The sequence below is a fragment of the Huaxiibacter chinensis genome (assembly GCF_022171985.1).
GTDB classification, from domain to species: domain Bacteria; phylum Pseudomonadota; class Gammaproteobacteria; order Enterobacterales; family Enterobacteriaceae; genus Enterobacter; species Enterobacter chinensis_A.
In genome coordinates, this window is sequence record NZ_JAJVHF010000069.1 from 1 (window position 1) to 578 (window position 578).

General features: G+C 56.9%; 1 protein-coding gene. It reads left to right on the forward strand.

Annotated features, from left to right (window positions below; all coding sequences use genetic code 11):
- Nucleotides 1-88 precede the first annotated feature (88 nt).
- On the forward strand, nucleotides 89-544 hold the full coding sequence (merR, locus tag LZP96_RS23970) for a mercury resistance transcriptional regulator MerR (protein WP_001166628.1): 456 nt from the start codon (nucleotides 89-91) through the stop codon (nucleotides 542-544).
- Nucleotides 545-578 lie beyond the last annotated feature (34 nt).

Sequence of the window (578 nt, forward strand, 5' to 3'; positions counted from 1 at the left end):
TTTTGTGGTTCAGACATACGCTTGTCCTTTCAAATTTGGTTTGGATAGCTTAAGCTTACTTCCGTAGTTATGTACGGAGTCAAGCGATATGCAAATTAATTTTGAGAATCTGACCATTGGCGTTTTTGCCAAGGCGGCCGGGGTCAATGTGGAGACCATCCGGTTCTACCAGCGCAAGGGCCTGCTGCCGGAGCCAGACAAGCCCTATGGCAGCATTCGCCGCTATGGCGAGGCGGATGTAACACGAGTGCGGTTCGTGAAATCGGCCCAGCGGCTGGGCTTTAGCCTGGACGAAATCGCCGAGCTACTGCGGCTGGAGGATGGCACCCATTGCGAGGAAGCCAGCGGCCTGGCCGAGCACAAGCTCAAGGATGTGCGCGAGAAGATGGCCGACTTGGCACGCATGGAGGCCGTGCTGTCTGAACTGGTGTGCGCCTGCCATGCGCGGAAAGGGAACGTTTCCTGCCCGCTGATTGCGTCACTGCAAGACGGAACGAAGCTCGCTGCATCGGCGCGGGGGAGTCACGGGGTGACTACGCCTTAGCGTGCTTTATTTTCCGAATTCTGAGACGACCCCA

What these genes read in the sequence shown, in the direction of transcription:
- merR (WP_001166628.1), top strand. Translation starts at nt 89, where the DNA reads ATGCAAATTAATTTTGAGAATCTGACCATTGGCGTTTTTGCCAAGGCG.